The 24,458-nt window shown below is 65.1% G+C and carries 29 protein-coding genes and 2 pseudogenes; 29 read left to right on the top strand and 2 right to left on the bottom strand.

The window, feature by feature from the left end; translation table 11 throughout:
- Window positions 1-64 precede the first annotated feature (64 nt).
- Window positions 65-463 carry a Cd(II)/Pb(II)-responsive transcriptional regulator gene (gene cadR, locus ACK1VC_RS13520; protein ID WP_003098965.1) on the bottom strand — a complete coding sequence of 133 codons (399 nt, stop codon included), beginning with the start codon at window positions 461-463 and terminating at the stop codon, window positions 65-67.
- Between the two features lie 358 nt (window positions 464-821).
- On the opposite strand from cadR, the gene ACK1VC_RS13515 reads away from it, so the two are divergent.
- The 9 genes from ACK1VC_RS13515 (at window position 822) to ACK1VC_RS13475 (ending at window position 8,762) form a co-directional block, all read left to right on the top strand.
- A complete protein-coding gene (locus ACK1VC_RS13515) occupies window positions 822-3,467 on the top strand; it encodes a heavy metal translocating P-type ATPase (RefSeq protein WP_425311436.1) in 2,646 nt (881 codons plus the stop codon).
- A 3-nt stretch (window positions 3,468-3,470) separates the two neighbouring features.
- On the top strand, window positions 3,471-3,971 hold the full coding sequence (gene lspA, locus ACK1VC_RS13510) for a signal peptidase II (protein ID WP_003098955.1): 501 nt from the start codon (window positions 3,471-3,473) through the stop codon (window positions 3,969-3,971).
- Between the two features lie 342 nt (window positions 3,972-4,313).
- A complete protein-coding gene (locus ACK1VC_RS13505; RefSeq protein WP_223656317.1) occupies window positions 4,314-4,619 on the top strand; it encodes a hypothetical protein in 306 nt (101 codons plus the stop codon).
- Window positions 4,620-4,956: 337 nt separating this feature from the next.
- Window positions 4,957-5,169 (top strand): hypothetical protein, encoded by a 213-nt coding sequence (locus ACK1VC_RS13500; protein ID WP_003116833.1) that lies wholly within the window; start codon window positions 4,957-4,959, stop codon window positions 5,167-5,169.
- Window positions 5,170-5,190: 21 nt separating this feature from the next.
- Window positions 5,191-5,583: a hypothetical protein gene (locus ACK1VC_RS13495; protein ID WP_003116832.1), complete on the top strand. Its 393-nt coding sequence runs from the start codon at window positions 5,191-5,193 to the stop codon at window positions 5,581-5,583.
- Window positions 5,584-5,765: 182 nt separating this feature from the next.
- Window positions 5,766-6,452 (top strand): hypothetical protein, encoded by a 687-nt coding sequence (locus tag ACK1VC_RS13490; RefSeq protein ID WP_003116830.1) that lies wholly within the window; start codon window positions 5,766-5,768, stop codon window positions 6,450-6,452.
- Between the two features lie 83 nt (window positions 6,453-6,535).
- Window positions 6,536-7,273 carry a DUF5983 family protein gene (locus ACK1VC_RS13485; RefSeq protein ID WP_003116829.1) on the top strand — a complete coding sequence of 246 codons (738 nt, stop codon included), beginning with the start codon at window positions 6,536-6,538 and terminating at the stop codon, window positions 7,271-7,273.
- A 97-nt stretch (window positions 7,274-7,370) separates the two neighbouring features.
- Complete coding sequence (locus ACK1VC_RS13480) at window positions 7,371-7,649, top strand: hypothetical protein (RefSeq protein WP_003116828.1); 279 nt, start codon at window positions 7,371-7,373, stop codon at window positions 7,647-7,649.
- A 288-nt stretch (window positions 7,650-7,937) separates the two neighbouring features.
- Window positions 7,938-8,762 (top strand): hypothetical protein, encoded by an 825-nt coding sequence (locus tag ACK1VC_RS13475; protein ID WP_003098941.1) that lies wholly within the window; start codon window positions 7,938-7,940, stop codon window positions 8,760-8,762.
- 261 nt (window positions 8,763-9,023) lie between these two features.
- On the opposite strand, the gene merR is transcribed toward ACK1VC_RS13475, so the two are convergent.
- A complete protein-coding gene (merR, locus tag ACK1VC_RS13470; RefSeq protein ID WP_003098939.1) occupies window positions 9,024-9,431 on the bottom strand; it encodes an Hg(II)-responsive transcriptional regulator in 408 nt (135 codons plus the stop codon).
- Window positions 9,432-9,502: 71 nt separating this feature from the next.
- Between merR and merT the strand changes: the two genes are divergently transcribed.
- From merT to ACK1VC_RS13370, 20 genes and pseudogenes are all read left to right on the top strand, one after another.
- A complete protein-coding gene (merT, locus tag ACK1VC_RS13465; protein WP_003116827.1) occupies window positions 9,503-9,853 on the top strand; it encodes a mercuric ion transporter MerT in 351 nt (116 codons plus the stop codon).
- Window positions 9,854-9,865: 12 nt separating this feature from the next.
- A complete protein-coding gene (gene merP, locus ACK1VC_RS13460; protein WP_003116826.1) occupies window positions 9,866-10,153 on the top strand; it encodes a mercury resistance system periplasmic binding protein MerP in 288 nt (95 codons plus the stop codon).
- 10 nt (window positions 10,154-10,163) lie between these two features.
- Complete coding sequence (merA, locus tag ACK1VC_RS13455; RefSeq protein ID WP_003098932.1) at window positions 10,164-11,852, top strand: mercury(II) reductase; 1,689 nt, start codon at window positions 10,164-10,166, stop codon at window positions 11,850-11,852.
- An 18-nt stretch (window positions 11,853-11,870) separates the two neighbouring features.
- A complete protein-coding gene (locus ACK1VC_RS13450; protein WP_003098931.1) occupies window positions 11,871-12,386 on the top strand; it encodes a Tn3 family transposase in 516 nt (171 codons plus the stop codon).
- A pseudogene (locus ACK1VC_RS13445) lies at window positions 12,350-12,868 on the top strand (Tn3 family transposase); the annotation flags it as partial. The gene ACK1VC_RS13450 and the pseudogene ACK1VC_RS13445, both read left to right, overlap by 37 nt.
- A gap of 45 nt (window positions 12,869-12,913) precedes the next feature.
- Window positions 12,914-13,198 carry a DUF3085 domain-containing protein gene (locus ACK1VC_RS13440; protein WP_031629745.1) on the top strand — a complete coding sequence of 95 codons (285 nt, stop codon included), beginning with the start codon at window positions 12,914-12,916 and terminating at the stop codon, window positions 13,196-13,198.
- 141 nt (window positions 13,199-13,339) lie between these two features.
- A pseudogene (locus tag ACK1VC_RS13435) lies at window positions 13,340-13,790 on the top strand (XF1762 family protein).
- A gap of 310 nt (window positions 13,791-14,100) precedes the next feature.
- The gene (locus ACK1VC_RS13430) at window positions 14,101-15,006 is read left to right on the top strand and encodes a DUF3577 domain-containing protein (protein WP_003116825.1); all 906 of its coding nucleotides are present in this window, start codon (window positions 14,101-14,103) and stop codon (window positions 15,004-15,006) included.
- A 145-nt stretch (window positions 15,007-15,151) separates the two neighbouring features.
- The gene (locus ACK1VC_RS13425; protein WP_003116824.1) at window positions 15,152-15,979 is read left to right on the top strand and encodes a DUF932 domain-containing protein; all 828 of its coding nucleotides are present in this window, start codon (window positions 15,152-15,154) and stop codon (window positions 15,977-15,979) included.
- Window positions 15,980-16,073: 94 nt separating this feature from the next.
- Window positions 16,074-16,763: a DUF3275 family protein gene (locus tag ACK1VC_RS13420; RefSeq protein WP_003116823.1), complete on the top strand. Its 690-nt coding sequence runs from the start codon at window positions 16,074-16,076 to the stop codon at window positions 16,761-16,763.
- A gap of 94 nt (window positions 16,764-16,857) precedes the next feature.
- Window positions 16,858-17,199, top strand: coding sequence for a hypothetical protein (locus ACK1VC_RS13415; RefSeq protein ID WP_003116822.1), 342 nt, complete (start codon window positions 16,858-16,860; stop codon window positions 17,197-17,199).
- 104 nt (window positions 17,200-17,303) lie between these two features.
- Window positions 17,304-17,711: a hypothetical protein gene (locus ACK1VC_RS13410; protein ID WP_003116821.1), complete on the top strand. Its 408-nt coding sequence runs from the start codon at window positions 17,304-17,306 to the stop codon at window positions 17,709-17,711.
- 16 nt (window positions 17,712-17,727) lie between these two features.
- Window positions 17,728-17,988, top strand: a complete 261-nt coding sequence (locus tag ACK1VC_RS13405; protein WP_003090124.1) for a hypothetical protein — start codon at window positions 17,728-17,730, stop codon at window positions 17,986-17,988.
- Window positions 17,989-18,064: 76 nt separating this feature from the next.
- On the top strand, window positions 18,065-18,712 hold the full coding sequence (locus ACK1VC_RS13400; RefSeq protein WP_003116820.1) for a hypothetical protein: 648 nt from the start codon (window positions 18,065-18,067) through the stop codon (window positions 18,710-18,712).
- Between the two features lie 64 nt (window positions 18,713-18,776).
- Complete coding sequence (locus ACK1VC_RS13395; protein WP_003116819.1) at window positions 18,777-19,886, top strand: DUF6094 domain-containing protein; 1,110 nt, start codon at window positions 18,777-18,779, stop codon at window positions 19,884-19,886.
- 50 nt (window positions 19,887-19,936) lie between these two features.
- Window positions 19,937-20,257, top strand: a complete 321-nt coding sequence (locus tag ACK1VC_RS13390; RefSeq protein ID WP_003116818.1) for a hypothetical protein — start codon at window positions 19,937-19,939, stop codon at window positions 20,255-20,257.
- An 89-nt stretch (window positions 20,258-20,346) separates the two neighbouring features.
- The gene (locus ACK1VC_RS13385; RefSeq protein ID WP_003116817.1) at window positions 20,347-20,652 is read left to right on the top strand and encodes a hypothetical protein; all 306 of its coding nucleotides are present in this window, start codon (window positions 20,347-20,349) and stop codon (window positions 20,650-20,652) included.
- A 136-nt stretch (window positions 20,653-20,788) separates the two neighbouring features.
- Window positions 20,789-23,068 carry a helicase-related protein gene (locus ACK1VC_RS13380; protein WP_004350563.1) on the top strand — a complete coding sequence of 760 codons (2,280 nt, stop codon included), beginning with the start codon at window positions 20,789-20,791 and terminating at the stop codon, window positions 23,066-23,068.
- A 138-nt stretch (window positions 23,069-23,206) separates the two neighbouring features.
- Complete coding sequence (pilL2, locus tag ACK1VC_RS13375) at window positions 23,207-23,806, top strand: PFGI-1 class ICE element type IV pilus protein PilL2 (protein ID WP_003098890.1); 600 nt, start codon at window positions 23,207-23,209, stop codon at window positions 23,804-23,806.
- Window positions 23,803-24,447 (top strand): hypothetical protein, encoded by a 645-nt coding sequence (locus tag ACK1VC_RS13370; RefSeq protein WP_003098888.1) that lies wholly within the window; start codon window positions 23,803-23,805, stop codon window positions 24,445-24,447. Before pilL2 ends, ACK1VC_RS13370 begins: the two co-directional genes overlap by 4 nt.
- Window positions 24,448-24,458: the final 11 nt, after the last annotated feature.

The following is a 24,458-nucleotide window of genomic DNA, read 5'->3' as shown; positions in this document are numbered from 1 at the left end:
AGCGCGGCACGTGGCTCTCAGAACTGGACCCGATCACTTCCAGCACCGATGACACGCTCGAGCTTCAGGCGGGCTCGGCCAAGCTGTTGAGAATGCCGCACTCGCGCGAGGTTCGGGCGCTATCGCAGGAGCGTCGCAGATCCATTAACTCGCGCTCCAAGGCGCGCAATTCCTTCATCTTGGTCCGCACTTGCGCGATATGAGCGTCGACCAGCGCGTTCACCTCGCCGCAGCCCAACTCTGGCCGATCCCGTAAGTTCAGCAGTTGACGGATCTCATCCAGCGTCATGTCCTTCGCCCGGCAGCGGCGGATGAACAGCAAGCGCTGCAAATGGACTTCGTCATAGAGCCTGAAGTTGCCCTCGCTACGTGCAGGCTCGGGCAGCAAGCCTTCTGACTCGTAAAAGCGCACGGTCTGCACCAAGCAATCTGCCTTCTTGCCCAGTTCACCGATCCGCATCATGGTTGCTTCCTATAAAAAACTTGACTCTATATCTACTAGAGGTTTTCTAATGATGGCATCCGGGGAAAACCTTGTCAATGAAGAGCGATCTATGAACAAAGAACCTTCCAGCCCATGCGCCTGCTCCGGCGGCAATGGCCAACAGACGGCGTGCGCCAGTGAGCAGGCCAGCACTGAAACCACCGTTTTCCACGTGAGCAACATGGATTGCCGCAATGAGGAAGCACTGGTGCGGCGAACGCTGGAGGGCATGCCCGGTGTCGAGCGGCTCCTGTTCGATCTTCCGCAGCGTTTGTTGACCATTTCGCACCGCGAAGTCTCGGCCGATGCCTTGGAGCAAGCGCTGAATTCGGTGGGCATGAAGGCTCAGGCTGTCCGAGACGCCGCCGTGTCGACCACCTACCGCATCGAGAACATGGACTGCCCGAGCGAGGAGAAACTCATCCGCTCGCACCTCGGGGCAGTCGAGGGAATTCAGGACCTCGACTTCGACCTCGCTGAGCGCACCCTGTCGGTGAAACACCTCGCTCAGGCACGCGCGCAGATGGAGCAGGTCCTGGCCTCGATCGGCATGCGCGCCAAGGAGCAGACCTTCGGCCACACGGGGCCGATCGAAGCCGCGGCTGTGATCCCATCCTCGGCCCTGCAGCAGCAACCAACCGCTGCCGTTTCCGCGCCGCCGATCGGCGAGCGGGTGACGTACCGGATCGAGAACATGGATTGCCCGACGGAAGAAGCGCTGATCCGCGACCGGCTGGGCAAGCTGCCGGGTGTGACCGCGCTCGACTTCAATCTGATGCAGCGTGTGCTGGGAGTCCAGCACACGCTGGCGACCTCAGCGCCGATCGAGAAGGCGCTTGCTTCCATTGGAATGCAGGCTGCGCGGCAGGACATGCAGACAGCCACCACGGTACTTCGCATCGCGAAGATGGACTGTCCGACCGAGGAAAGTCTGATCCGCGGCAAGCTGCAAGGCATGCCGGGCGTGCAGGGAATGGATTTCAACCTGATGCAGCGCACGCTCACGGTTCGGCACACACCCGACGCGATCAAGCCGGCAGTCGAAGCCATCGAATCGCTGGGCATGGAAGCCGAGGTCCAGAGGACTGATGAGCCGCGCGATGCCCCGGTGGCCGCGCACAAGACCAATTGGTGGCCGATGGCGGTTTCGGGCGTTGCGGCGGTGGCCGCCGAAGGCGTGTACTGGGTCAACGACGGCAATCATTGGGCCGTGATCGTGCTGGCACTGGTTTCGATCTTCACCGGCGGCCTCAGCACCTACAAGAAGGGCTGGATCGCGCTGAAGAACCTCAACCTGAACATGAACGCCCTGATGGCCATCGCGGTCACCGGCGGCATGGCGATCGGCCACTGGCCGGAGGCCGCCATGGTCATGTTCCTGTTCGCGTTGGCGGAAGTGATCGAGGCGAAGTCGCTGGACCGCGCCCGCAACGCCATTCGGGGGCTGATGGACTTGGCGCCCGAGACCGCGACCGTGCGGCAGGCCGATGGCTCATGGACAGAGCTGCCGGCCAAGGAGGTCGCAAAGGGCGCGGTGGTCCGCGTGCGTCCTGGCGAGCGCATCGCACTGGACGGCCTGATCACCTCGGGTCGATCGGCCATCAACCAGGCGCCCATCACCGGCGAGAGCCTGCCCGTCGAGAAGGCCGAAGGTGACCAGGTCTTCGCCGGAACCATCAATGAGACCGGCTCTTTCGAATACAAGGTGACCGCAGGCGCCAGCGACTCGACGCTCGCGCGCATCATCCATGCCGTGGAGTCCGCGCAGGGCAGCCGTGCGCCCACGCAGCGCTTCGTCGACCAGTTCGCCCGCGTCTACACGCCGGCGGTGTTCGCGGTGTCCGTGCTGGTTGCCGTCGTGCCGCCGCTCGCCTTCGGCGGCGCATGGTTTGACTGGGTCTACAAGGCCCTGGTACTGCTGGTGATCGCCTGCCCCTGCGCTCTGGTCATCTCCACGCCGGTCACCATCGTCAGCGGCTTGGCCGCTGCCGCCCGACGCGGCATCCTGATCAAGGGTGGCGTCTACCTGGAGGGCGGGCGCAAGCTCAAGGCGTTGGCCCTGGACAAGACCGGCACACTCACACATGGCAAGCCCGAGCAGACCGACTTCGTGCCGCTGATCGGCGAGGCGCAGGAAGTTGCCGCCTGGGCCGCAAGCCTCGCGGCACGCTCGGACCATCCTGTGTCTCAGGCCATCGCCCGCAAGGCGAACCGTGACGGCATCGCGCTGCACGAGGTCGACGACTTCGCGGCGCTGCCTGGCCGCGGCGTGCGCGGCCGCGTCGCCGGGCGCATGTTGCACATGGGCAACCACAGGCTCGCCCAGGAGCTGGGCCTGAGCGAAGCGACGCTCCAGGCTCGGCTGGAGACCCTGGAGCGCCAAGGCAAGACAGCGATCCTGCTGATGGACGATGCGACCGTGCTCGGCATTTTTGCAGTGGCCGACACCGTGAAGGAAACCAGCCGTGAGGCGGTGGCCGACCTGCAGGCGCTGGGTGTGCGCACGCTGATGCTGACGGGGGACAACCAGCACACGGCCGCGGCCATCGCTGCCCAGGTCGGAATCTCTGAAGCCCGTGGTGACCAACTGCCCGAAGACAAGCTCAAGACCATCGAAAGCCTGGTCGGCGGCGAGGGCCAGGTGGGCATGGTGGGCGACGGCATCAACGATTCGCCCGCGCTCGCCCGTGCCGACATCGGCTTCGCCATGGGCGCGGCCGGCACCGACACCGCGATCGAAACAGCCGACGTCGCCCTGATGGACGACGACCTGCGCAAGATCCCCGCCTTCATCCGGCTGTCGCGTAGCACTGCGGCGATCCTCACGCAGAACATCGTTCTGGCCCTTGGCATCAAGGCGGTGTTCCTTGCGTTGACGTTCACAGGGCATGCCACCATGTGGATGGCTGTGTTCGCTGACATGGGGGCAAGTCTTTTGGTTGTCGTCAATGGGCTGCGCCTCCTGAAGTTCAAGGCGGCATGAACAATGGATGAACCATCTCTTCGCAAGACGCAGTGGTACTCACTCGCGATCGTTATATTCGCCGGCGATCAGGCAGCTAAGAGCTACATTGACGCGACAACTCCCTTGGGTTGGTCGCACGAGGTGGCGTCATTCTTCAACCTAGTTCACGCTCTCAATCCCGGCGCGGCGTTCAGCTTCCTTGCTGGCGCGGGCGGCTGGCAGCGGTGGTTTTTTCTGGCGATCGCGTTCGCAATATCGGCATGGCTCGCATGGCTGCTCTCCCGGCCGCTGCGCAAAACGGAAGGCCTTTCGTACAGCCTCATTCTGGGCGGCGCATTGGGCAACGCGTTCGACCGCGCCACGCGCGGGCACGTTATCGACTACATCGACTTTCACCTGCACGGCTGGCACTGGCCCGCCTTCAACATCGCTGACATGGCCATCGTGGGCGGGGCGATCGCGCTGGTGGCCCAGTCGTTCATGAGCGTGGAGAACCCGGCCGCCACAAAGGAGTCCCAGTGACATTGGGACGATCCGGAAATTCGCAATGCACACGGTGCAGGACACCAATCTGAAGAGAACGGCCCCCAGCATGAGCGGCCGCGGCTTGGCCCTCATGCTAGCGCCCACCGCCGCTTTTGCTGCAACGCCCTGTTGCGATGGCGGCGATTGCTGCAACGACGTCGCAATGCCTTGCTGTGAATAAACAGCACGCAAGCCAGTTGACCTGGCAATTATGAAAGTCCATCACGGCGATGCTGGCCTTTTTCGTTCCAATGAGCCGTCACGGAGAGGTGATGATGAAGCTATGCCGGGATCCTGCAAGCTTTAGGACGGTCTTCTTTACCGCATAGCGATATGCTGATGTCACCCGTTCGCCTCGCCTGGCAAGTACAAGTAGTTCGTCGCGGTTTTCTGGCCGTGTCCGCCCGCTTCGCTGGCCCTTTTGCCCCAAACAAGCGCAATCATGCCTGCGTTACCACCAAAGTTCGCCCCCGCCAGTTGCTGTTCCTAAAGGGCATCAAGCTCAACGCCATCGCCGACCGGCCAGCGTATTTCGCATCGCTGCGTGCCCGTCGGGGCCAGCCCATCGTCATCCTCGCAGAGCTGGGACCGGACGAGGCATTCGCCCTGTGGAAGCAGCATGTACTGGGCGACAGGCCTCGCTGACCCAGTTTCGCCTCATCCTCCTGACAGCCCCGCACTTATTGCGGGGCTTTCTTTTTTCCGCGTTCGCCAATCGGGGCTGTTGCAAATGCCGATTTCCGGCTGACGCGGCTCGCCTCGCGCATGAAGCTGCCCGCATGTGTCGCTGATTCGTCAGCACCATGCCAGCAGCCAGAGTTTCCAGGCTGCCGCGGATTCTTTCCGCGCTACCCGCCAGTCCGCCATCGCATCGAGTCTGCGGACGCGCGTCACCCGTGACGCCGATGCTTTTTTCTCAACCGCGTGCGGGAGCTGCCATCCCGTGAGGGACGAGGCCCCGCTTTTTCCAAGGAGCCCGTCCATGTCCCAGCAAGCCTCTTTCGGCCAGTTGGCCTTGATCCATTGCGGCAAGTTCCTGCCGCTCGAAATCCTGCATAGCGCCGCCGGCCACTACATCGGCACGCGCGATACAGAAGGTCCCGTTTCGCGGGAATCCTGCCAGTACTTCCGCAGCTATGCCGCGGCTCAACGTGCCCTCGAAAGAGGCGGCTGGTCCCAGCTCGCCACACCCTGATCCAACTGGAGGAACCACGTCATGAACCAGCTTTTGCCCCAGGAAGTCGTCGATCAGATCATGCGGGAAGAGCAGCATTTCGCCGCCGCGCCCCAAGCCTTCTTCGAGGTCTGGAAGCGCGGCGTCGAGATCGCAGGCCCGCAATGGTTTGGCGACGGCACGCGCGAAGGCCTGAACCAGGCAAAGAGCAAGTGGGATCTGCGTCCCGACATGCTGCGTGCCAACGACGCACTCGGCGTCCTGAGCAGCGGGGAACGCATGTTCCTGTCCGCCATGTTCAGCTTCTACAACGCGCGCGAGGGCGGTGCCATGCTCAAGCGCTGCCACTTCCAAGGACTGTCGGACTTCGATGGTCTCGATCTGCAACGTCGCCAGGTGATCGCCGACCTGCTGCTGAACTACAGCGGTTGGTGAGCCGGTCCCTGGCACACCTTCATCACTGCGTTCACGGGACCCCATGAGGGACATGCGCCTCGTTCGAGGCCATGTCCCTCGCGTTTTCTCCCCGCCCAGCGCCATCCGGCATCAGGCGGTTTCCCCTGCGGATGCCATCGTCCGCAAGGGCTGGCTCCGTTCATTCATCGAAAGGAGCCTTCATGGCCAACAACTACTACGAAGCCACCGGCGTTCTCGTGCTCGACCGTGTGACGCCCGTCATCCAGGCGCTGTTCGGCGCCTTCGCGCTGGACGAGAGCCACCCCGGCAACGGGCAGGCCTACATCGCCCAGATCGCCGAGACCACCAATCCGCAATGGCCGGACGTGCTCGATGGCCTGGAAGACCTGGCCACGCAACTCGGTATTCCGATGCCGGACGACGAAGGGCTGTCGATCCCGCCGCTGCTCGAACTGCTCGCCGTGCACTTCCGTGCCGATGAGGACGAAGAGCTGGGGAACTTGATCGACCGTCATTCGTTCGAGGACACCGCCGATCTCGACGCATTGTTTCTGATCGCCACCCGGTTCGATGACGGGCACCACCTGACCGCCATCCAGTTCGAGGGCTGCTGGTACTGCAGCAAGCCGCGGCTGTTCGAGTTCGGCGGCAACGGCTGCTACCTGAGCCGCGAGGTCCGCTTCATCAGCTCCTCCTCCCAGGCCCTCCAGCTCGGCGACCAATTGCGCAAGACCATTGTGGCCGCCGACATCGAAGAGGCTTCGGCCCTGATCGCGCTGGAGACCATCAATCTGCTGGCGGGCGTCAGCGACGAGCCATTCCGCATGAATTTGCGCCGGCGCGTCGCCGAGCGATTGGCCCAAACGCCAACGATCAGCGTCACCTGACGCTGTTTCCTTTCTTTCCACCCACCGGGGTCAATTCCCGGTGGCGGGGATTTGCTCCATCATTATTCTGTTGGAGAAATCCCATGTCCCAGAATCCCAATCCCTTTCTACGCGGCTACTGGAATCTGAAAATCGTCCGCACGCTGTCCATCAGCTACGAGGACGGAAGCCCGCATGTTTGGCGAAACATCCACCCGAGCCAGCAGCACCTCTGCGACGCGGCGCTGGTTTCTTCTCCTTGCATCATCACCAGCGACTTCGCGGTGGTCAGGACTGGCACCGAACCTGTCGGCGCCGCACTGATCGCCGAATGCGACGCGGCTGAAGGGGGCAGCGGCGAAGGCATGGTGGGTGCCGTGGTGTACGCGATCCACGGCGACGACTTCGACGGCCGCCCCGTCCACATTGGCGACACCTATTCGGCCGAGGCCGCACGGGAAGTCGTGCAGCGGTTGAGCTTCGAGACCGGCTACTACAGCCGGTGCTGGGAAATCAGCAGCGCGCACATCAGCCGCGAAACCGGCCAGTACCTGGCCAACCTGGCTGACCTCGCGACGCCGGAGGCCTTTTTGTTCATCGCGTTCCGGATTCCCTACAGCCCGGCGATCGGCGTCAAGCTGATCTCCACGCCCTGGACGGACCAGCACCTGCAGGACGTCGAGGGGATCGCCGCCGAGCAGCTTCGGCAGGAGCACCGCAGCAAGGGCATGCCGGACGAGCTGGCACAGATCCTTGAACTGGCCGGCCAGGCCGACGTGCGCATCCTCATCCTCGATGCCGACGCACCCGTGTTGCCGGGCCTATCGCTGGCCGGCGAATAGCTGCCACACACATCCCCGGCCTTCCTTGTCCTCACCGCATGCCGGCCCGGTCTCCCGCCAGAGAGCCGGGCCGGCGCACTTTCACAGGAGCGATCCCATGTTCCCCGACCTCATCACACCCGCATCCGACTTCGAGCACCAACTCGGAGCCTGCGTCAACGCCATGAGCCAGGAAGATGCCATCGGCCAGATCCTGGTATTCGAGCGCATGAGCGGCACGCTGCACATGCGCCATATCGCCAGCGCCGACCTGGTGGACACCGACGTGGACGACTACGAAATGGTCGTCTTCGACGGTGGCAACACAAGCGGCGACACGTGGAAACACGTGTTCTTTCCGCGTCAGCGCGAGCACTACTTCGTGTACCAAGCCTGATTCCTCCAGCCCCTTTCGAGGGGCTTTTTCTTGCCCGCAGCACAGGAAAACGGTTGTGGTGCGGTGCCGTTTCCTGCGGGCAGGCAGACCGCCCCAGGGCCATGCTTGCCCCATGTTCGTCGGCGTTGCCGGCACATGCCCAGGCAGTCGAGACCTTCGAGGCTGCAAGCGCGGGAAACCGTGCTGGTCGTTTCTTCCTACGGACCTACCGCGTCCATCCACGCCACCCACAAGGGACCTCTCCCTTGCGGGCGGGGAATCCCTTGTTTTTCCTCAAGGAGTTTCCCCATGGATCGTTCCCTCATCAAATCCATGATGCCTTCGCTGGTCGCAGGCCATGTGCCCCGCAACGTGCGGTCGTTCAAGTACCGCGTGTTCGATGATCAGCCGCTGTCCTCAACGCTGGGCTTCGCCATCGACCCCCAACCCTTCGACGGCAAGGTGGTCGCCGCGACCGACGATGCCATCGTCGTCAAGCTCAAGCCTTCCGAGTTCGCGGTGCTCGATCCCAGCCTGGTGACCACGGTTCCTGCCGAAGGCGCCAAGGTGCATGTCCAACCCTATGCCCGTCGTCGCTTCGACGGACTGCGCGCGGACACGCCGGAGGTCATCACCGAGGAGACTTCGGACGGCACGCCGTACACCATCACGAGGCACATCCTCGGCTCGGCGCCGGCCAAGCTGCCCATTCCCACGCCGCAGTGCATGGAGTTGGGCCAGCTCATCGAGCAGTTGGAGGAGATGCCGGCCCCCGATCGCTTCCGGCGCATCACCCACATGCTGGTGGATGCCGGTGCCCGCGACTTCACCTGGGTCGATCCCACGCCCTCCAAGATCATCGAGACCCCGCCGGCGATCAGCTTCACGGTCTCGACCGCGAAGTTCGAGGGCCGGGTGACGATCCTCTACGACCGCGGCGGAGACACCTACGTGGTGGAACTGCACCGTCAGAACGGTGAATCGGTCGAACTGGTCGATCGGCACGACGAGGTGTATTTCGACATGCTCGGCGAAGTGCTGGAGAGGCTCATCGACGACGGGCGCTGGCGCCAGATCGACGTGAGCATCCTCGACGCGAAAGCGGCCCGCAAGCGCCAGGCCGTCCCGGCATGACGCCCCGCAGCGAAACCGGGCGGTCCTGCGGCTGACCCGAGGCATCCGCCACGGCGTTCCAGCCGTTCCGGCCGCGTGCACTACAGGCCCTTCATCCCATCGGATGGAGGCCTTTCTCATTCTTCCACACAGGAGATTTCATCCATGTCACTGCGATTCAAAGGCGCTGACCTGCGCCCCGTGCTGACCGAAGCCATCGCCAATCAGGGGTCGTCTCAGAAAACGGAAAAAAATCGTACGCTAAGAGCCGAAGTGGGCCCTTTAGCAGCAATGCAAAGCTGCGATCAACGGGCAGGAAACATTGCCATGGTGCGCGTTGCACTCTCTCACTAGCGTCGACAGGGCCTCTTCCATCCGCGTGAGGTCCGCCATGCGTGCGCGCACATCGGCCAGCCGGTGAGCAGCCAGTTCGGCCGCCTCGCTGCAATGGGTGCCGTCCTCCAGTTTCAGGAGCTGGCCGACTTCATCCAGGCTGAATCCCAGGCGCTGGGCTGACTTCACGAACTTCACCCGCGCCACGTCCGCCTGCCCGTAGCGGCGGATGCGACCGTAGGGCCGCTCCGGCTGGGGTAGCAAGCCCTTGAGCTGATAGAAGCGGATCGTCTCCACGTTGACCCGGGCTGCCTTGGCGAAGGCCCCGATGGTCAGATTCTCTTGAGCGTTCTCCATGGCGCTTGACTCCGTAGTTGACTACGGAAGTAACGTTACAGCATCAAGCGAAGTCCCGGAAGGAGAACCTTATGTCGGAACCCAAGAACGGCTGCGGCGCACTGGCGACCGGCGGCGTCGCGGCCGTCCTCGCCTCGGCCTGCTGCCTCGGCCCCCTTGTCCTGGTCGCGCTCGGCTTCTCTGGCGCGTGGATCGGCAACCTGACCGTGCTGGAGCCGTATCGGCCGATCTTCATCGGCGCAGCGCTCATCGCGCTGTTCTTCGCCTGGCGCAGCATCTTCCGACCAGCCCATGCCTGCAAGCCCGGCGACGTTTGCGCCGTGCCCCAAGTGCGGACTGCCTACAAGGTGATCTTCTGGATCGTGGCCGCCCTGGTTCTGGTTGCCCTCGCGTTTCCCTACGTCCTGCCGCTGTTCTACTGAAAGGAGATCACCATGAAGAAACTCACCACCCTCACCACCCTCATCGCCCTGGCCGCCGCTCTAAGCGCGCCCGCCTGGGCTGCCACCAAGACCGTCACCCTGTCGGTGCCCGGCATGACCTGCGCCGCGTGCCCGATCACGGTCAAGACGGCTCTGTCCAAGGTCGCCGGCGTCGAGAAGGCCGAAGTCAGCTTCGAGAAGCGGGAGGCCGTCGTCACCTTCGACGAGGCCAAGACCAATGCCGACGCCTTGACCAAGGCCACCGCAAACGCGGGTTACCCGTCCAGCGTCAAGCAGTGAGGGCGTAATCATGGCCGAGGCGATCACCCTCCACATCGAAGGCATGACCTGCACGTCGTGCGCCGAGCACGTCCAGCAGGCTTTGACGAACGTGCCCGGCGTGCGCGCGGCCTCGGTGTCCTATCCGCAGCGGCAGGCCGAAATCGAGGCGGATGCAGGCGTGAGCGTGGCCCCGCTGGTTGCCGCAGTGGCCACGCTCGGCTATCGCGCACGGCTTACCGACACGCCGAACAAGCCTGCCGGCCTGCTAGACAAGGCGCTGGGCTGGCTCGGTGGCGAAACGAAGCATGTTGGCGGTGAACAAGCGCTGCACGTGGCTGTGATAGGCAGCGGCGGCGCGGCGATGGCGGCTGCCTTGAAGGCCGTGGAGCAAGGCGCCCGCGTCACGCTGATCGAGCGCGGCACCATCGGCGGCACCTGCGTCAATGTCGGCTGCGTGCCGTCCAAGATCATGATCCGCGCCGCGCACATCGTCCACCTGCGCCGCGAAAGCCCGTTCGATGCTGGCCTGCCGGCCGCAGCGCCCGCTGTACTGCGCGAGCGGCTGCTGGCCCAGCAACAAGGCCGCGTCGAGGAGCTGCGCCATGCCAAGTACGAAGGCATCCTGGCAAGCACTCCGGCCATCACCGTGCTGCGCGGCGAGGCCCGGTTCAGGGACACGCGCACGCTGACCGTGGCGACCGCTGACGGCGGCACGCACGAGGTGAACTTCGACCGCTGCCTGATTGCCACCGGCGCGAGCCCGGCGCTTCCGCCAATCCCGGGCCTTGCGGACACACCCCACTGGACCTCCACCGAGGCGCTGGAAAGCAGCTCGCTCCCCGAGCGGCTGGCCGTGATTGGTTCCTCCGTGGTGGCGGTCGAGTTGGCGCAAGCCTTCGCCCGGCTGGGCAGCCAGGTCACGATCCTGGCGCGCAGCACGCTGTTCTTCCGAGAAGACCCGGCCATCGGGGAAGCCGTAACAGACGCCTTCCGCGCCGAGGGCATCGAGGTGCTGGACCACACCCAGGCGAGCCACGTTGCCTATGCGGGCGGGGAATTCGTGCTCACCACCGGGCAGGGGGAAGTGCGCGCCGACAAGCTGCTGGTCGCCACCGGTCGCGCGCCGAACACGCGCAGCCTGAACCTTGAAGCGGCAGGCGTCGAAGTCAATGCGCAGGGAGCCATCGTCATCGACCGCGCCATGCGCACGAGCGCACCGCACATCTTTGCTGCCGGCGACTGCACCGACCAGCCGCAGTTCGTCTATGTGGCGGCGGCGGCCGGCACGCGCGCCGCGATCAACATGACCGGCGGCGACGCGGCGCTGGACCTGACGGCGATGCCGGCGGTGGTGTTCACCGATCCGCAGGTGGCGACCGTGGGCTACAGCGAGGCGGAAGCGCACCACGACGGCATCGAGACCGACAGCCGGCTGCTGACGCTCGACAACGTGCCGAGGGCGCTCGCCAACTTCGACACGCGCGGCTTCATCAAGCTGGTGGCGGAAGCTGGCTCAGGGCGGCTGATCGGCGTACAGGCGGTCGCGCCGGAAGCGGGCGAACTGATCCAGACGGCCGCGCTGGCGATCCGCCACCGGATGACCGTGCAGGAGCTGGCCGACCAGTTGTTCCCCTACCTGACCATGGTCGAGGGACTGAAGCTCGCGGCGCAGACCTTCAACAAGGACGTGAAGCAACTGTCCTGTTGCGCCGGATGAGGAAAAGGGAGGTGTTCGATGAACGCCTACAGCCGCGCCAACCGCCGCATCTACGCGGCCTTGTCCGATCCCCTGTCGGCCACCCACCGGCACCGCCTCGACGATCTGCTCAAGCGCCACGACAACGGCAAGACGACCTGGCTGGCCTGGCTGCGCCAGTCGCCCGTCAAGCCGAACTCGCGCCACATACTCGAACACATCGAGCGCCTCAAAGCCTGGCAGGCGCTCGACCTGCCTTCCGGCATCGAGCGGTCGGTGCACCAGAACCGCCTGCTCAAGATCGCCCGCGAAGGCGGCCAGATGACGCCCGCCGATCTGGCCAAGTTCGAGGCACAGCGCCGCTACGCGACCCTGGTGCGCTCGCCATCGAGGGCATGGCCACCGTCACCGACGAAATCATCGACCTGCACGACCGCATCCTGGGCAAGCTGTTCAACGCTGCCAAGCACAAGCATCAGCAGCAGTTCCAGGCGTCCGGCAAGGCGATCAACGCCAAGGTGCGGCTGGCCACCTCGATCAAGCAGGGCACGGTGACGGCCTCGCTGATGCTCAGGAAACTCGGCAGCTACCCGCGCCAGAACGGCCTGGCCGTGGCGCTGCGCGAGCTGGGCCGCATCGAGCGAACGCTGTTCATCCTGGACTGGCTGCAAAGCGTCGAGCTGCGCCGCCGCGTGCATGCCGGACTGAACAAGGGCGAAGCCCGCAACGCGCTAGCCCGCGCCGTGTTCTTCAACCGGCTGGGCGAAATCCGCGACCGCAGTTTCGAGCAGCAGCGCTACCGGGCCAGCGGCCTCAACCTGGTGACGGCGGCCATAGTGTTGTGGAACACGGTCTATCTGGAACGGGCCTCAAACGCCTTACGCGGTCACGGCCAGACTGTCGATGACGCCCTGTTGCAGTACCTGTCGCCGCTGGGCTGGGAGCACATCAACCTGACCGGCGATTACCTCTGGCGCAGCAGCGCCAAGATCGGCGCGGGCAAGTTCAGGCCGCTACGACCGCTGCAACCGGCTTAGCGTACGATTTTTTCCGTTTTCTGAGACGTCCCCAATCAGTGCCGCATTGTCCTGGTCAAGGATCAGGGCGTGTACTTCCTCGCCGAGCGTGGGGAGCGTCGCCCGGATGGGCGCCAGGCACTGCTCGCCTACGCCGTCGGATGCAACCCGGACACCGACCCGTTCGATGACTGGTGGCACCTCGCCGGCCGCGAGCTGGGCGGCGATGACTTCGCGGAGTATTTCGACCCGAAGGACGGCCTGTTCACGCGCCTCCAGCACTCGGCGGACGATCTCGTGCTTTCCGCCACCGCCACGCACCTGTCCTTAGCAGTGGTGCCTCCCGCCTGACGCGGCAACCGCCTCGCAGCCCCCGCATCGGGGGCCTTCTTTTGTTCGCACCGCCGCCATCGCCGCGCGTGCGCGTTTGTCTCCAGCCGCCGAGGCACGCCCCGCCGGCCACAACGCCGGCATGCCACCGGAGACAACCGCATGAACACGCCATCGACCTCGCCGAGGCTGCACCTCCTACCGGTGTCGCTGCGCACGGCCAATGCATTCGTTCTGTCGCACCATCGCCACCACCGCCCGGTCCAGGGCGCGAAGTTCGCCCTGGCCGTCACGCTGAGCGACAGCGACCTGATCCACGGCGTGGCCATTGTCGGCCGCCCGGTCGCGCGGCACCTGGACGCTGGAAGTCACGCGGCTGTGCACCGACGGCACACCCAGCGCCTGCAGCAAGCTCTACGGCGCGGCCTGGCAGGCGGCAAGGGCGCTGGGCTACATACGCCTGCTCACCTACACCATGCCCGACGAAGGTGGCGCCAGCCTGCGCGCCGCCGGCTGGCGGCTGATCGGCGCGCGCGGTGGCGGCGCCTGGAGCCGTCCCGGCCGTCCGCGCGCCGATACCCCCGAGCACCTGCGCGGCGCCAAGTGCCTGTGACAGGCGCCGGGTGGCGCGGACAAAGGGAAGCGCCCGGGTGCCGATTGATTGCTGCCGCGCGCGCGAGGCCCCGCCATGCTGGCCCCATGCCTGCTGACGTCGTCAGCGACATGCCAGGCAACCATCGGTCTTCGAGGTTGCGGCGCAGTTCCCACTGCGTGACCGAGCCAGCTCGCACCGCATCCTTCCGCGAGCGGCCACCAGCCTCTGGTGGCGGATGCTTTCGCCTTATCAACCCACCGCGGGGTCACGCACCTTCCCCGCATGCGTGGGCCGGTGTGTCTCCGCTTCATCCCAATGGAGATTCACCATGAACACCACGTCCAACGAGAAATCGTATTTCGACCTCCACACCTCGGGCATCGGCTACATCCAGCGTGTCCGTGAAGTGCCCGTCCGGGGCGGCCGCCGTGCGCAGCCTTTCCTGGCATGCACCATCGCCGCGCTGGTCGGCCCCGCCCGGGACCCCAGCTACCGCTACTTCGACGTCAAGGTCTCGGGTGCCGAGGCCAAGAAGCTCGTTCAGCGCTACATCGGCGTTGACGATCCCAAGCAGCGCCCGCTGGTGCGCTTTCGCCTCGGTGACCTGTGGGGCGATGTGTACATCCGCGACAAGGGTGAGCAGAAGGGTCAGGCCGCCGCGTCCCTCAAGGCGCGACTGCTCAAGGCCGAACTGATCGACCGGGCCGAACTGGCTTCGATCGAGCAGCACGAGTTGATCACCCGCGGCATCGGCTATCTCAATCGTGTGAAGGACGTCACCCCAAAAGCTGGCGACTCGTTCCTCTCTTGCACCGTCGCGGCACTGGCCGGGCCTGTCGATGAACCGGAGTATCGGTACTTCGACACCATCGTCGCCACCCCGGAAGCCGAGCACCTGGTTCGCCGGTGCGTTCAGGCCGTCGAGGGTGACCGCAAGGTGCTGATCGCCTTCCGTCTGAACGACATGAAGATCGATCCGTACATCCGCACCAAGGGTGAGCACGCCGGGGAACCGGCCGCCAGCCTGGAATCGACGCTGGTCCACATCGGTCTCATCAAGATCGACGGCACCCAGGTCTATCCGACGAGCCAGGCGCAAGCCGAGGCGCCGCCGGCCGAAGACGCATCCGCGTCCGAAGCCGACGATGCCATCGACACGGCCACCGAGCCCGCCGAGCGCGAGCCCGAGGCGCAAGTCCAGGAGCAGGAGCCGGCATTGGCTGCTTCGTTCTGATCCGGCACGGCCTCTCACGGGGCCTTGTCGCTTTTCCTCCCCACGTACGCCGCGTCCCCAGGACGCGTGCTTGCGCATTTCATCCCCCGAGTTCCGCGTGGTCTCACGGCCACGCGGTTGTCGAATTTCTCAAAGGAGATCAGCCATGTCTCTGGTATCCCGCTTTGCTCCGCAATCCCCGATCCTGCGCTCTGATCGCCCACTCTCGGACGACCGCATTCGTGCCGTCGTTCCGTCGATCTTCGCCGACGCTCCACATGGGAGCCGGTCCGATCGGTATGCCTACATACCGACCTCGACCGTGCTGACCAAGCTGCGCCAGGAGGGCTTCGAGCCCTTCATGGTGTGTCAGACGCGCGTGCGCAACGAAGACCGGCGCGAGTACACGAAGCACCTCATCCGACTTCGCCATGCAAGCCAGATCAACGGCGACGAGGCGAACGAGATCATCCTGCTCAACAGCCATGACGGCACGAGCAGCTATCAGATGCTCGCCGGCATGTTCCGGTTCGTCTGCCACAACGGCCTGGTTTGCGGTGACACCACCGCAGACATCCGCGTTCCCCACAAGGGCGACGTGGCCAGCCAGGTGATCGAAGGTGCCTACGGAGTCCTCGAAGGTTTCGAGCGCGTGCATAACGCGCGCGATGCGATGCGCACCATCACCCTCGATGAGGGCGAAGCGGAGGTCTTTGCGAACTCTGCGCTCGCACTCAAGTACGACGATCCGGCCAAGTCCACGCCTGTCACCGAGAGCCAACTGCTGGCCCCTCGGCGATGGGACGACCGCAAGAACGACCTGTGGGCCGTCTTCAACCGCGTCCAGGAGAACCTAGTCAAAGGGGGCCTGAACGGACGCACGGCCAACGGCCGCAATCAGCGCACCCGTCCGGTGCAAGGCATCGACCAGAACCTGCGCCTGAACCGGGCGTTGTGGCTGCTGGCCGAAGGCATGCGCCAGCTCAAGGCGTGATGCCACGCGGACCTCGCCCACCTCGGGCGAGGCCATTTCCTCTCATCCACCGGGTGCCGTCGGCGGCCCGTCATTCATCATCAGGAGAACCATCATGGCAACCCCATCGGCTTCCGAGAAATCTGTTGCGCCCATCGTCGTCCCCGGCCAGCTCACGCTGCGTACCATCCGCGGCAAGAACGGCCCGTTCACGGTTGGCCGCCTCGCGACGCACCTCGGTACTTTCGAGGTCAAAGACCCGGAGCTGGAGCAGTACCCCGAAGGCAAGTACGACGGGGAATTCATCATCAGGTACATCTTCCCGAAGTCCTATCCGGTCGGCGGCGGCATGCGGTTCGAGATCCGTGCCAGCCTCGACGGCATGACGCTCAACGGCATCGACAAACTCAGCCGCGACGAAGCCCGCAGCTTCGCCACCCAGGACGTCGATCCGCTCGATGAAGAGCAAGGGGCGCAGCCTGCGGCAACGCCGGCCAAGCCCACCAAAGCGTCCAGGCCCGCCAAGCCCGCACCCGTGCAGGCGTCCGCGGACCCGCTGGTCGATACCACGCCCTTCGGCGTGGATGCGCCACCGCCTGCTACGGCCGCTGCCCCCGGCAGCACCGAAGACGGTGACGCCGCGCTCTTCGGCCTGCTGTGGCCGCTGGGCGAGTCCGTGAAACTGGATTCGACCATCGACCGCCGCACCCTGCGCGCGCAGATCGCCCGCCTGGGCGAGCTGGGCTACGCGCTGGACTTCAAGACGCAGGAGTGGAGCCGCCAGGCCGAACCAAAACCTGCGTGATCGCAGACGCCGCATGCGCGGTGTTCTTCATCCACCCGCCGGGGTTCCTTTCCCATGCGGGGGAGGCCCTGGCCATTTTCTGGAGGTCTCCATCATGTCCACCATCGCTTGCGATACCCCGCGTTCAACGCTGGATGAACCCGCGTGGCGGGACCTTTGCAAAGCGGCCGCCGCACACGCCCAGCGCGGTTGCGGCTTGTCCTACGACCACTACGTGACGCTCTTCAGTTCGGCGATCGACGCACAGGCCAATCGTTTGCCGGATGAGCAACGTGCTCAGGCTCTCGAAATCGCGGCCCAGGAATGGGACTACGCAACACCTGCCGAACGGCAGGAAACCCAGGACTGGAATGCGGAGCATGGCTATTGCTCGCACGGGATCGAGTTCGGCTACTGCCCGGCCGGTTGTGATCGAGACGATGACGACTGGGATTGAGGGCGACGCATAGGTTCCTTCGCCGCAGATGCGGCATTCCATCACCCGCTGGGGGTTCTTCCCCACGGGGAGGCCTTCAGCTCAACTTTTCGAGGAGGCCTCTCATGGGCTGGTATTTCTCAAACCAATCGCGGTCCGAACTGATCGCGGAACTGATCGCACCGCAAGAGACCGAGCGCGCCAGCGTCAAGGTCATCGCTCACACCCTGCGCGGCAACGTGCTGTGGTCCGTCGCCGAAGTGACCGCCAAGGTCGAAGGCGTGCATCGTGATCTCGCACCGGGCCAGTCCCTGCGCTACATCCGCTGCGATCTGCTTGAACGAAGCGGCGGCCAGTGGGGCTACAAGTCCTTGGACGAGTCCATGCACCCGTACTACTACACGTGCCCGCTGTCCTATCTGGACCTCGCACCGGAGCAGTCCGCCGACTGGCGTGCAGGCGTTCGCGCCTACCACGCCCGGCGGCGCACACCCACGGCATCCGCGGCATCCGCCGCGGCGTCGATGGCCTGAGCCAGGAGGAACCGACATGGACCCGATCCTGGCAACGCTTCCGCCCTCGTTGCTGGCACTCGTTGAAGGGAGTTTGTCCAACGACGAAGTGTCCTCCGACGAGGAAATGCTGGCGTACTTCATCGACAACGGCCTCACCGAGGACCAGGCACGGCAGGCACTGACCTACCGCGACCAGTACCTCAACAACATCTACCTGGAAGGCTTCACGCCGATCACTTCGGCGGACGAGCCGCTTCACTTCAACCCGCACACCCGGCAGTTCGAGCCGGACTGAGCGGTTTTCTTCCACCCCCTGGGGCAGTACTTGCCCCAGCGGGCGGTGCTGTTCCCGTTCATCCGAGGACACCACCATGCCCGCAAACACTTCTTCCACGCTGTACCGCATCGACGAATGCCCGGACGTGATGGCCGACGCCTGCGTCGGCGATGACCAGGGCAACCTGATCTTCCTGTCCATCTGGGCGCGGGACACCGCCGTCCAGCAGTTCCTCGCTCGCCTGACCCTCGGGCGCGACGAGCAGGGACTGGACCAGTTCCACGTCATCACCGACCAGGGCGGCAGCGTCCCGGTATTCATCGGCAACGTCGATCGCCTGGAAAAGCGCATCACGCGCGCGTACCGGCGGACGCTGTTCGGCTCGCTGTCCAACGTGTGGCTGTTCGACCGGCGCTGCGTCAAGCCCGACAAGGCCAACGCCAGCGCATTGGCACTGCTGCCACGCGACAGCGCCCACAGGCTTGACCGCCTGTGGATGCTGGTGCGGGACACCTGCCCGTTGCCGCTGCTCGATCACTGGCGCGAGACCGTGCTGGAACTGCTGCAAACCCGCGAGATGCTGGCCCGCCTTCCGTTCGCCCTCGGGCCGCTGGAAGGCCATCGGCTCGCCATCGACGTGCCGGCGCTGACCCTGGCGCTCGGCTCCCTGATCCGCAGCGACGCGCTCACCGCCTATCCGTATCCGGCCAAGATTTGGACGCCGGAAGCGGTAGCGGCTTGACCCACCCTCGGAGGCACGCCTTGGCGTACTTCCGTGTTTCATCCCCGCCAACCAGGAGACTTCCATGGCCCTCATGTTCCCGCGGCTCGCCCGCAATTTCGTCAAGAACGGATATTTCCCGACCGACGAACCCACGCTCGAAAGAGCGCTCAACGCACTGATGCCCAGCGACGGGCCGATGTGCATCCTCGATCCCTGCGCCGGCGAAGGCGTGGCGATCGCCGAAGCCGCCCATGCCCTCGGGCGCGAGCAGGCAAAGGCGTTCGCCGTCGAGTTCGACGCGGAGCGGGCGCGCCATGCCCGCGGCCTGGTCGATCACTGCCTGCACGCGGACCTGATGGACACGATGGTCTCCAAGCAGTCCTTCGGGCTGCTCTGGCTCAACCCGCCGTATGGGGACCTGTCCAAGGACGTCAACGGCAACATCGGCTATCAGGGCCAGGGCCGTGCCCGCCTTGAAAAGCTGTTCTACCAGCGCACGCTCTCGCTGCTGCAATACGGCGGCGTGCTGGTTTTCATCGTCCCCGGCTACGTGCTCGACGCGGAGTTGGTCGGCTGGCTGACGCGCCACTACACGGACCTGCGCATCTACCGAGCGGTGGAGACGCAGTTCAAGCAGGTGGTGATCTTCGGACGCCGGGTGCGCCAGCGCGAGCAGGTGCCCGATGGCGTCAAGGCCGTGCGCAATCTGCTGTTGCAGGTAGGGCAAGGCGAAGTCGAAGCCGAGGAACTGCCGAGCGAGTGGCCGTTCCTGCCGTACATCGTCCCCGCCAGCCCGGCCGAGCCAGAGCATTTCTTCCGCGTGACGATGGAGCCCGAGCAGTTCGCCGATGAGGTTGGCAGGCTGCAAGGCTTGTGGCCATCGCAGGACACGCACCTGGGGGCTGCGCAGCAATCGCTGCGTCCACCGGCGCGGGCCTTGTCCCGCTGGCATCTCGCCCTGGCTCTGGCCGCGGGTGCGATCTCGGGGGTTGTGCGCTCCAAGACCGGGCGCGTGCTCGTCGTCAAAGGTGACACCCACAAGGACAAGACGCTCCAGCGGGAGTTCACCGAACGCGAAGACGGCTCCATCGCCGAGACCCGCATCCTCACCGACAAGTTCGTTCCCGTCATCCGCGCGTGGGACATGACACCTGGCTCCGCGACACGGGGCGAGGTGTTGACCATTCGCTGATCCACCGGACGCGCTGCCGTCCTGCTGTACCAACTCGAAGGAGAAACACCATGATCCCCAATCCGTTCAAGCGGCCTGCGCCGCACAAGCAACCGTTGTTCGCACCGAGTACGTTGAAGTTGAGCGAGAAGGTGCATTGGCTGGCCCGGCGAGGCCTGATCGACCCCTTGGCCTATGTCCAGCGCCATGTGCGCGGGGACTGGGGCGAGATCGATGAGGCCACACGCCAAGCCAACGACGTGGCGATCCAACAGGACAACCTAATGATCTCGCAGTTCAGGATCACGCCGGACCTGGCGCTGATCGTCAAGACCAGCGAGGACCACCAGACCACGGTGGTCCAGCTTCCCGAAGAGCGGGACCTGATCTGAGGCCCCACATCGTCATCCTCATCCACCTGACGGAGCCACTTCACTCCGGCAGGGGTGTCGTGGCTCAATGACTCATCAAGGAGGAGCCCATGGCATCGCATCGCATCGAAACCTACTGCCAGCGGCTGGCGTTCCCCATCGGGGCGCTCATCTTCAGCAGAGGTGTAGACCGCCTGGTCCGCGCGGGTCGCCTGGACCCGATCCCGTACTTCAGGCGCCACACCCGTGGCGACTGGGGCGACGTCAACATCCAGCAATGGCAGACGAACAGCAGCGCGCTTCAATCGGGCGCGTCGCTGGAATCGCACTACGTGATCCATCCGGGGCTCGCCATTCGCATCGTCACCGATTCGCAGCGCTGCGCAACCGTCATCGTGCTTCCGTCCGAAGACTGAGCACGGTTCACCTGCGGGCCGCCCAGGCCAGCACCTTCAACCACCCTCAGCCACGCGTCGATTCTCTTCCCACCACGGGGCATGCCATTGCCCCGCTGGGGGTGGTGCATGCCCCATTTTTCTTTGGAGCATCACCATGTCCCTCGATCTCGAAACCACTGCCGCTGAATCCGCGCCCGTACAGGGCGAACTGCTCGACGCGGAATCTTCCCCTCTGACCCTGAGCCTTCAGGATTTTGTCGGCGAGTTCGGCGACGAACTACTCGACGCCCTCAACAGCGCTAATCCGCCGGTCTATACCGGCCAACCGCAGGCGCACCGGCAACTGGTGGTCGCCAGCCTCAAGCGCAAGCTGTTCCCAGCCCAGGCCGAAGTCGTCCACGCCGCCGCCGAGCTGCTGATCGACCGTGGCGAACGTGCTGCGATCGTCAATGGCGAGATGGGCTGCGGCAAGACGACCGTCGGCATTGCCACGGCCGCCGTGCTCAACGCCGAAGGCTATCGCCGCACTCTGGTGCTGTCGCCGCCCCACCTGGTTTACAAGTGGCGGCGCGAGATCCAGGAGACGGTGGCCGGTGCCAAGGTGTGGGTACTCAACGGGCCGGATACGCTCGTCAAGCTCATCAAGCTGCGCGAGCAGTTGGGCGTGCAGCCCACGGGCCAGGAGTTCTTCGTCCTGGGGCGCGTCAGGATGCGGATGGGCTTTCACTGGAAGCCTGTCTTCACCACGCGGCGCACCCGCCACGGCGACGTGGCGGCCTGCCCGGACTGCGGCACGGTCATCACCGACCTCGACGGCGAGCCGGTCAACCCGATCGCGCTCCAAGCCGAGGAGTGCCGCAGGAAGTGCGGCCACTGCGCCGCGCCCCTGTGGACACTGATCCGCCCGCGCAGTCTGTCCGGCAGCGACCAGTCCTCGGCCGTGCTCAAAGCCTTAAAGCGCATACCGACCATCGGAGAGGTCACCGCGCAGAAGCTGATGCAAAAGTTCGGTGACGGGTTCCTGGCGTCGATGCTCGGCGACAACATCCATGAGTTCATCAACCTCATGGATGGCAACGGCGAGCTGGTGTTTTCCGACCGTCAGGCCACGCGCATGGAACGTGCGATGGCCAACATGGAGTTCGGCTTTGGCGAGGGCGGCTATCAGCCGTCCGAGTTCATCAAACGCTACCTGCCGCAAGGCACGTTCGACCTGCTCATCGCCGATGAGGCACATGAGTACAAGAACGGGGGCAGTGCCCAGGGCCAGGCCATGGGCGTGCTGGCGGCGAAGGCTCGCAAGACCTTGCTGCTGACCGGCACGTTGATGGGCGGCTACGGGGACGACCTGTTCCACCTGCTGTTCCGAGCCCTTCCGGGGCGGATGATCGAAGACGGCTACCGCCCGACCACGAGCGGCAGCATGACCTCGGCTGCGATGGCGTTCATGCGCGATCACGGGGTGTTGAAGGACATCTACTCCGAGAGCACCGGCACGGCGCACAAGACGGCCAAGGGCACCAAGGTATCGGTGCGCACGGTCAAGGCCCCGGGGTTTGGCCCCAAGGGCGTGCTGCGCTGCATCCTGCCGTTCACGATCTTTCTCAAGCTCAAGGACATCGGTGGCAACGTCCTGCCGCCGTATGACGAGGAGTTCCGTGAAGTCGCGATGGACACGGCGCAAGCCGCGGCCTACCGCGATCTGGCGGGTCGGCTGACCGCGGAGCTGAAACAGGCTCTGGCGCGACGCGATACGACCTTGCTGGGTGTGGTCCTCAACGTGCTGCTGGCCTGGCCGGATTGCTGCTTCCGGTCGGAGACCGTGGTGCATCCGCGCACGCGCAACACCTTGGCGTTTGTCCCGGCTCAGTTCAACGAGTTCGAGATCAGCCCCAAGGAGCGTGAGCTGATCGACATCTGCAAAGAGGAGAAGGCGCAGGGCCGCAAGGTCCTGGCCTACACGGTCTATACCGGCACGCGCGACACCACGTCGCGCCTGAAGGTGTTGCTGGAGCAGGAAGGCTTCAAGGTGGCGGTGCTGCGCGCGAGCGTGGATGCCAGCCGCCGCGAAGACTGGATCGCCGAGCAACTGGACCGTGGCATCGACGTGCTCATCACCAACCCCGAGTTGGTCAAGACGGGGCTGGACCTGTTGGAGTTCCCGACGATCGTGTTCATGCAGTCGGGCTACAACGTGTACTCGCTCCAGCAGGCGGCACGCCGCTCCTGGCGCATCGGGCAGAAGCAGCCCGTGCGTGTGATCTACCTCGGCTACGCCGGTTCCTCGCAGATGACCTGCCTGGAGCTGATGGCCAAGAAGATCATGGTCTCGCAGTCCACCTCGGGCGACGTGCCCGAATCCGGGCTCGATGTCCTGAACCAGGACGGTGATTCCGTCGAGGTCGCACTGGCCCGGCAGCTTGTCGCCGCATGACACGTTCCACTTACGGCCCTTCGGGGCCGTTTTTTTTGCCGCTCCCGGTAAATCGGACGCTGCCTGGTTCGCATTGTTTGCTGCCGCTCGCGGCCTGAGCGGCGATGGTGAGGGCTGGATGTTTCAGGACGCCGAGCTATGTGCCCCTCTCCACCGTGGTTTCACTATCCCGAACGCCGCCTTCTGGCGGGATTTCTCGGCCTGCTGTGGTCGGTGCTGGCCGGTGGCTGCGCGACGACGACTGCGCCGGTCGCGCCCGACACCATCGCGGAAGTCTTGGCCGCGCCTGAACCCGAGGCTTCCGAGTACATCCCGGTCGTGCGCTACGCCCGCTACACACTGGTCGAACTGGCACCCATGGCGGCGCAGCGCGACCTGTTGTTGCAGACCATCGACGTGTCCATGCCCGAGGATGCCCGCGCCACGGTCGGGGATGGGCTTCGGCACGTGCTCAAACGCAGCGGCTATGGCCTGTGCCAGACCGCGCATGCCGTGATCGAGCTGTACGCGCTGCCGTTGCCGGCGGTACACCTGCACCTCGGCCCCATGACCTTGCGCGATGCGCTGCTCACGCTGGCTGGCCCGGCCTGGGAACTGCACGCGGATGACCGCGCACGGCAAATCTGCTTCGAGCGGCCCGGCGATCGCGCGGTCGCCGAGTCCCCATCCGAGCCACCCGCCACCGAGGCGGTGCAGACGTTCCCGCTGGCACCCATGGTTTCGGGAGGCCAGCCATGAACGCCCCGCAACCTGCCCAGCGATCGACCGCCGCCGTGGTGGTGCAGAGCCTGATGTGGCTCTGGTTGATCTTCCTCAGCGTCTTGGCGGCCCTGGGCTACCAGGCCCTCAGCGACCAGGCCGACCAGGAGCGGCTGGATTCCCGCCTGCAACGCCTGGAAGCGCAGGCAACTGGCTTGGCCGAGACGATCGAGGCCATCCAGCAGCGCCCGGCCGTCGCGACGGACGCTGACCTCAAAGACACCCGCCAGATTCTGGAAGCACGCGCGGCCCAGGTCGAGAAATCTCTCAGTGGCTACGCAGCGGCCGACGACCTCCAGGCGCTGCGCGCGGAGGTCGAGCAGATCAAGGCGCGCCAAGCCGCCGCGCGTGCCACCGCACCCGCCCAGCGGCGCGCATCGCGCACGTCCGCCGCCTCCAAGACCGAGCTGCCGCCGCTGCCATTCCGCGTCGTCGGCGCCGAACTGCGCGCCGGCCAGCGCAGCGTGTCCGTCGCGCCGAGCATCGGGGACTTCACGCCCGCCCAACTTCAGGTGCTGCTGCCCGGGGATGCGGTCGGCCCGTGGCGCCTGCAGGCGATCGAGGGCAACACCGCAGTGTTCCAGGCCGGCAACCAGACCCGCCGCGTGGCGATTCCCTGACCGGAGCACCC

Source organism: Pseudomonas sp. XP2 (assembly GCF_053557975.1).
Note: the sequence above shows the minus strand (reverse complement) of the source record. Positions and strands in the feature narration are given on the sequence as shown.